This is a genomic window from Streptomyces sp. (assembly GCF_031178505.1).
GTDB classification, from domain to species: Bacteria; Actinomycetota; Actinomycetes; order Streptomycetales; family Streptomycetaceae; genus Streptomyces; species Streptomyces gulbargensis.
This window is the reverse complement of record NZ_JAPSIW010000394.1, coordinates 1-6,454: the sequence shown is the minus strand read 5'-3', so window position 1 is coordinate 6,454 and position 6,454 is coordinate 1. Positions and strand designations below refer to the sequence as shown.

The 6,454-nt window shown below is 76.2% G+C and carries 5 protein-coding genes; 3 read left to right on the top strand and 2 right to left on the bottom strand.

Features of this window, described 5'->3' with window-relative positions:
• The coding region (locus tag RIF68_RS23140) for an alkaline phosphatase PhoX (protein ID WP_309053213.1) at window positions 1–127 on the top strand (127 nt) is incomplete at its 5' end.
• Between the two features lie 68 nt (window positions 128–195).
• Here the strand turns inward: RIF68_RS23140 and RIF68_RS23135 are convergent.
• Window positions 196–3,141, bottom strand: a complete 2,946-nt coding sequence (locus RIF68_RS23135) for a BTAD domain-containing putative transcriptional regulator (protein ID WP_309053212.1) — start codon at window positions 3,139–3,141, stop codon at window positions 196–198.
• Window positions 3,142–3,236: 95 nt separating this feature from the next.
• Between RIF68_RS23135 and RIF68_RS23130 the strand changes: the two genes are divergently transcribed.
• Both RIF68_RS23130 and RIF68_RS23125 read left to right on the top strand, forming a co-directional pair.
• A complete protein-coding gene (locus RIF68_RS23130) occupies window positions 3,237–4,292 on the top strand; it encodes a class I SAM-dependent methyltransferase (RefSeq protein ID WP_309053211.1) in 1,056 nt (351 codons plus the stop codon).
• 64 nt (window positions 4,293–4,356) lie between these two features.
• Window positions 4,357–5,484, top strand: coding sequence for an NAD(P)/FAD-dependent oxidoreductase (locus tag RIF68_RS23125; RefSeq protein ID WP_309053210.1), 1,128 nt, complete (start codon window positions 4,357–4,359; stop codon window positions 5,482–5,484).
• A 70-nt stretch (window positions 5,485–5,554) separates the two neighbouring features.
• Here the strand turns inward: RIF68_RS23125 and RIF68_RS23120 are convergent.
• On the bottom strand, window positions 5,555–6,454 hold a 900-nt coding region (locus RIF68_RS23120), incomplete at its 5' end, for a hypothetical protein (RefSeq protein ID WP_309053209.1).

Here is a 6,454-nt window from a genome sequence, read left to right as displayed (position 1 = left end):
CTCCCCCAACACCAGCGAGCTGGCCGGCGCCACGTTCAGCCCGGACGGCCGGATCCTGTTCTTCAACGTGCAGAGCCCCGGCATCACCTACGCCGTCACCGGCCCGTGGGAGAACGGCGCGCTGTAGGACGTCCGGGGGCTCCGGAACCCGGAAGAACCGCAGGGGCGCCGCCCAGAGGTCACCGGGCGGCGCCCCTACGAGGTGCCGGCCGGACCCGGGAACGGGCGCGCGCTGAGCTCCTCGGCGGCGTGCCGGGCGCGGTCGAGGACCTCGGTGCGCGGGAGCAGCCGCGCGAGCGTGGCGATCCGGTGCGCGCGCTCCGCGCCGAGCCCCTCCCGGACGGTGGCCCGCAGCGCCCGGTAGCGCTCGACGTCGGGGCCGGCCAGCCCGGGGGCCGACTCGGCCGTCTCGGCGGCGGCGAGGACCAGCTCGGCCGCGTCCGGGCGCCCGGCGGCGGCGAACAGCTCGGCGAGGATCCGCAGCGTGGTCCACAGCTGGGGCCAGTGGCCGGCGCGCCGCTGGAGCTCGAGCAGCGTGCGCGCCAGCTCCAGGGCCTCCGCCGCCCGCCCGGTCCGGGTGAGCGCGGAGAGCAGCGCCACCCGGGCGACCGCCGAGACCTGCTCGGCGCGCACGCCGTCGGCCAGCTGCGCGGCCTCCCGCAGGACGTCGGCCGCCGCCTCCGGGTCGGCGGCCAGCACCACCTCCCCGCTCGCGTAGAGGGCGAACGCGACCCGGGACGCCGTGCCGCTGCGCTCGGCCGCCCGGCGGGCCGCGGCCGCGTGCTCCTCGGCCGCCGGCCCCGCCCCGTCCGCCGCGTGGGCCAGCGCCAGCACCGCGTGGGCGTCGACCGCGTACGCGTCCGGCAGCTTGGGGATCGCCAGGACGTCCTGCCAGCAGCGCGCCGCCTCGCCCCGGTCCCCGGCGTACATGGCCGCGATGCCCCGGGTCGCCAGCGCCAGGTACCGCTCGGCCGGCGCCGAGGCCGCCCGGAGGGCGCGGGCCCCGAGCCGGCGCGCGCGGGCCGGCTCACCGCGCTCGTCGGCGGCGAGCGCGGCGGCCCCGAGGGCGAGGGCGGCGGCCGCGGTCCCGTCGAGACCGGGGTGCTCCCCGACCCGCAGGGCCAGTTCGGACAGCACCGGGCCCGGGACCCAGTGCACGCACAGCCCGAGGGCGCCGACGGTGCGGGCGGCCGGTTCGAGGCGCCCGGTCGCGAGGGCGCCGGCGACGGCGGAGGCCAGGTCCCCGCGGGCGAGTTCGAGCCCGCGCAGCGCCGCGCCGCACGCGGGACCGGCCGCCTCGCGGGCGCACCGCTCGGCGTGGCCGGCCGCCCAGGCCCAGAAGGCCGCGGCCGTGCCGTCATCGGCGCGCTCGGCGGCGAAGGCCCGGATGATCCCGAGCAGCCGGTACTGCGTGGCCGCGCCGTCCTCCACGGACAGCACGAGCGAGGCCTGGACGAGCCGGGCGAGCCCTGCCCGGGCCTCGCCCGGCTCGGGGGCGACCTGCTCGGCGGCGTCGAGGTCGAAGGTGCCGGTGAACGCGGAGAGCCGGCCGAGCAGCGCGCGGTCGGGCGGGTCGAGCAGGGCGTACGACCGGGCGACGACGGCCCGCAGCGGCCCGTGCGCTTCGTCGTCGAGCTGCAGCCCCAACCCGATGCCCTCGAGGACGGGCCGGACGCCGAGCGCGGCCGCCTGCACGGCGGCCAACTCCAGGGCCAGTGGGAGGCCGTCGAGGCGGCGGCACAGCTCGCCGATGTCGTGCAGGACCGGCGCGGGAAGCCGGGCGGACGGCCGGACGCGGCGCAGCCGGTCGAGGAACAGCCGCACGGAGGCGGTGAGCGCGGCCCGGTCCGGGGCGTCCGCCGGGTCCGGCAGCGGCAGCGGCGCCAGCGGAAGGACCTGCTCGGCGGGCAGCTCCAGCCGGTGTCGGCTCGTCGCCAGGACGTGGACCCGCGGCGCCGCCCGGCCCACGGCCTCGGCCAGGTCGCGGACCTCGCCGAGAACCCGCTCGCAACCGTCGAGGACGAGGACGAGCGAGGAGGCCGCGAGGTACTCGAGCACCGCCGTCCGCAGCTCCCCGGCCGCGCCCAGGCCCAGGGCCGCCGCGACGCGGGCGTCCACCTGCGCGGGGGCTGCGTCGTCGAGCTCGACCACCACGGCCGGGCGGGCGAGCCGCCGGGACAGCTCGGGCAGGACCTCGGCGACGAGCCGGGACTTGCCGATCCCGCCGGGACCGGTGAGGCACACCAGGCGGTGCGCGGCCACGGCCCGCAGCAGCTGTTCGACGTCGTCCTCCCGCCCGACGAAGGCGTCCGCGGCCGTCCGCCAGGCCGGCGGCACCGGCGTGGCGGACGGCACCGGCCGGACCGGTGGCGCCGGGCGCGCGGGCGACGACGACGGCCCCTCCGGCAGGTCGTGGCCGAGGATCCGCAGCTGCAGCTCCCGCAGGGCCGGTGCGGGGTCCAGGCCCAGCTCGCCGGTGAGGGTGCGGCGCAGCGCGGAGAACCGGTCGAGGGCCTCCGCCGCCCGGCCGGCGCGGTAGAGGGCGGTCATGAGCAGCCCGTGGGCCCGCTCTCGCAGCGGCTGCTCGGCGACGAGCTCCTCGAGCGCGGACACGGCGTCGTCGACGGCCCCCGCCTGCAGGGCCAGCACGGCCCGGTCCTCCACGGTCCGCAGCCGCAGCTCCTCCAGCCGCGCGGCCTCGGCCACCGCGAAGCCGCGGTCGGCGAACTCGGCGTAGGCGGGGCCGCGCCACAGCGCCAGCGCCTCGTCGAGCGTCCCGGCCGCCTGGTCCGGCGGCCATCCGGCGGCCCGGCGGCGGAGCGCCTCGAAGCGGCTGGCGTCGACCGCCCCGTCCGGCAGCGCCAGGCAGTAGCCCGCCGGCCCCGCCTGCACGGCCTCCCTACCCAGGACCGCGCGCAGCCGGGACACCACGGTGTGCACGGCGCCGCGCGGCCGGGCCGGCACCGCGTCATCGCCCCACACCGCCGCGACGAGCGCGTCCACGGAGACCGGGTGCGGGGCGTGCACGGTGAGCGCGGCGAGGGCCGCCCGCGGCCGCGCACCGGGCAGCGCGGCGGGCGTCCCGGCGCGCCGGACCTCGAGCGCCCCCAGGACGCCGATCTCCACCGGGTCCTGTGCCATGTCCCCCATTGTCCGCCGCTGACCACGCGATGAAAGGCCCGTGACAGGGCCAGGGAGCATCGTGGGACACGACCCGACGACGAAGGGAGCCTCCGATGACCGCCACCCGCACCGAGGACCTCGTGGCGCAGCGCGCCCAGGAGTACTTCGGCCTTGTCACCGCGGCCGCGACGACGGCGATGGTCCTCGTCGGCGACCGGCTCGGCCTCTACGCCGCGCTGGAGCGCCTCGGCCCGGCCACGACCGGCCGGCTCGCCGCGGCCACCGGCACCCACGAGCGCTACCTCCGCGAGTGGCTGGCCCAGCAGGCCGCCGCCGGGATCCTCGGGTACGACGCGGCGGAGGAGACCTTCACCCTGCCGGCGGAGTGGGCCGCGGTGCTCACCGACGACGGGACGGTGGCCGCGTGCCTGCTCCCGGGCGGGATGTTCCGGGACGTCGACCCCCTGCTGGAGGCCTTCCGCACGGGCGAGGGGATCGCCTGGGGCGAGCACGACCCCGTGGTCTTCGAGCAGACCGAGCGCTTCTGGTCGGCGCAGTACCGGCGGAGCCTGGTGACGGAGTGGGTCCCGGCGCTCGACGGCGTCGCCGAACGGCTCACCGCCGGCGCCACCGTGGCGGACGTGGGCACCGGGCACGGTGCGCCGCTGATCATGCTCGCGCAGGCGTTTCCCCGCTCCCGCTTCGTCGGCTTCGATCCCCACGCACCGTCCATCGAGATCGCCCGGGCCCGAGCCGCGGCGGCCGGGGTGGCGGACCGGGTGAGCTTCGAGGTCGCCCACTGCCACGAGTACACGGGCCACGACTACGACCTCGTGACGTTCGTCGACGCCTTCCACGACCTGGGCGACCCCGTGGGGGCGGCCGCCTACGCCCGCAACGCCCTCGCTCCCGGCGGCTCGCTCGTCCTCGTCGAGCTCCAGGCCGGCGACGACCTCGCGGCGAACCTCGCCAACCCGGCGGCGCCGCTCGGCTACGCGGCGTCCACGTTCCTGTGCACCCCCAACTCCCTGTCCCAGCCGGTGGGGCTCGCCCTTGGCGGCCAGGCCGGGGAGCGGGCGCTGCGCGACGTCCTCACCGAGGGCGGCTTCCGGGACGTGCGCCGGGTGGCGGACACTCCGTTCAACATGGTCCTCCAGGCCCGGCCCTGAGCCCCGGCCACGGCGACACCTCGTGGCCGGGGCGGACCAGCCCCCTGATCCGAAAGGACACACCATGGACATCGTTCCCCGCGTCCTGGTCCTCGGCGCCGGCCCGGCGGGCCTGGCCACCGCCGCGGAGCTGCGCGCCCGGGACGTTCCGGCCACCGTGCTCGAGCGCGGCCCGCAGCCCGGCGCCGCCTGGACGGGCCGCTACGACGCACTGCGGTTCAACACCTCCCGGCGCCACTCCGCCCTGCCCGGCGCGCCCTTCCCGCGCGAGTACGGCCAGTTCCCCACCCGCGACCAGTACATCGACTACCTGCAGCGCTTCGCCGCCGACCGCGGCCTGACCGTGGAGACTGGGGTGGAGGTCTCCCGGGTCCGCCCCGACAGCGGCGGCTGGTGCGTCAGCACCTCGGCCGGCGAGCGGCACGCCGAGCACGTGGTGGTCGCCACCGGCGCCCTCAACCGGCCGAAGTTGCCGGCCTGGGCCACCGAGGACGCCTTCGACGGCGAGGTCCTGCACGCCTCGGCCTACCGCAATCCCGCGCCCTTCGCGGGGCGCACGGTGCTGGTCGCCGGCGCCGGCACCAGCGGAATGGAGATCGCCCACCAGCTCGCGGCCGGCGGTGCCCGGCGGGTGCTGCTGGCCGTGCGCACCCCGCCCAACATCCTCCTGCGGGAGCTCCACGGCCTGCCCGGCGACCTGCCGGTCCCGCTGCTGCTGCGCCTGCCGGACGCGCTCGTGGACCGGCTGCTCTTCGCCCTCCAGCGCAGGACGATCGGGGACCTCAGCGCCTACGGGCTGCCCCGCCCCACCGAGGGCGCCATGGCTTCGATCAGGAGCCGCGGTGTCACGCCCGCGATCGTCGACGCGGAGGTCCTCGACGAGATCCGCAGCGGAGCGATCGAGTGCGTCCCCGCGGTGGCCGGGCTCGACGGCGACAGCGTCCTTCTGGCGGGCGGCCGGCGCGAGCGCGCCGACGCCGTCATCGCCGCCACGGGCTACCGGACCGGCCTGGAGGACCTCGTCGGCGGCCTCGGGGTGCTGGACGAGCGCGGCCTGCCGCGGGACGGCACCGGCCGCGAGGTGGCCCCGGGCCTGCGGTTCGTCGGCTACGTGTTCCGGCCAGGACTCACCGGATACGTCGGGACGATCGCGAAGCGGGTGGCGCGGGAGATCGCCGCGACGACCGCCTGACCGGATCGTCCACCACTGCGAGCGGCCCGGCGCGGAGCTTCTCACCCGCCGTCGTCGCGGAGCGGCCGGCCTAGGTGGGAAGGCGCCCCTGTCCGTCGGTTCTGTCCAGGTACTTCTTGATGCAGTGGACCGCCCCGAGGTTCTCGGCGAACGGGTGGAAATCCCCGAGCATCGTGACCTCGAAGCCGAGGGACTGCCAGACGTCCCGGTTCGCATCGTCCGTCCTGACCAGATCGCTCCATGCGCCGTGCCCATAGGTGGGCAGCCACACGTGCTTCGTCCCGTCGCTCCCGATCTGCGTCAGGGCGTTGTTGCCGGTCGCGAAGTACCAGATGCGCAATCGGTCAGCCGGGTCGTCCACATGGGTGAGCGGAAGAGGATTCCTGTGGACGTCGAAGCCCAGGGCGTCCAAGTGGAGTGCGATGTTGTCGAACACTTCCTGCATGGCCCCGGGCCAGAGCGGCACGTCCAGCATCTGCGCCGCCATACGGGGGTCTCCCACGAGCAACCGGTATCGGCCGTCACTGCCCCTGCCCGCCAGGGTGATGAACATGTCGATGTGGAAGAGAGGCTGAACCGTTCCGGCCTTGTTGCCGAAGTGGACGATCTCCTGCCATTCCGTCCCGTCGACCGTGATCGGCCGGACCACCTGAGCCGGCACGGGAACAGTGCTCCCCACGTAGTGCATCACCCGAGACGTGTCCAAGTACTCCGAGTACAGGCGTCGAACGGTGGCCGGAGGGCTTTCTCCCGGAGCCGGGATGATCGCTTGATACACGTAGCTCAGCGAGTTGGCCGGATAGTCTGCGCCGATCAGGAAGAAGTCGTCGCCGATGAGCAGGTTTCCCCCCTGGAAGTAGAGGGGAGCCTGGGAATGACCCATGTCGGTGTGGTTGCTCACGATGTCCGCGAGGAGCGCGTCCGCATAGCGGGGGAAAGAGAACGGCTCGACGAAGGCAGGGGTTCCCGC

What these genes read in the sequence shown, in the direction of transcription:
- RIF68_RS23135 (WP_309053212.1), bottom strand. Translation starts at nt 3,141, where the DNA reads ATGGCACAGGACCCGGTGGAGATCGGCGTCCTGGGGGCGCTCGAGGTC.
- RIF68_RS23130 (WP_309053211.1), top strand. Translation starts at nt 3,237, where the DNA reads ATGACCGCCACCCGCACCGAGGACCTCGTGGCGCAGCGCGCCCAGGAG.
- RIF68_RS23125 (WP_309053210.1), top strand. Translation starts at nt 4,357, where the DNA reads ATGGACATCGTTCCCCGCGTCCTGGTCCTCGGCGCCGGCCCGGCGGGC.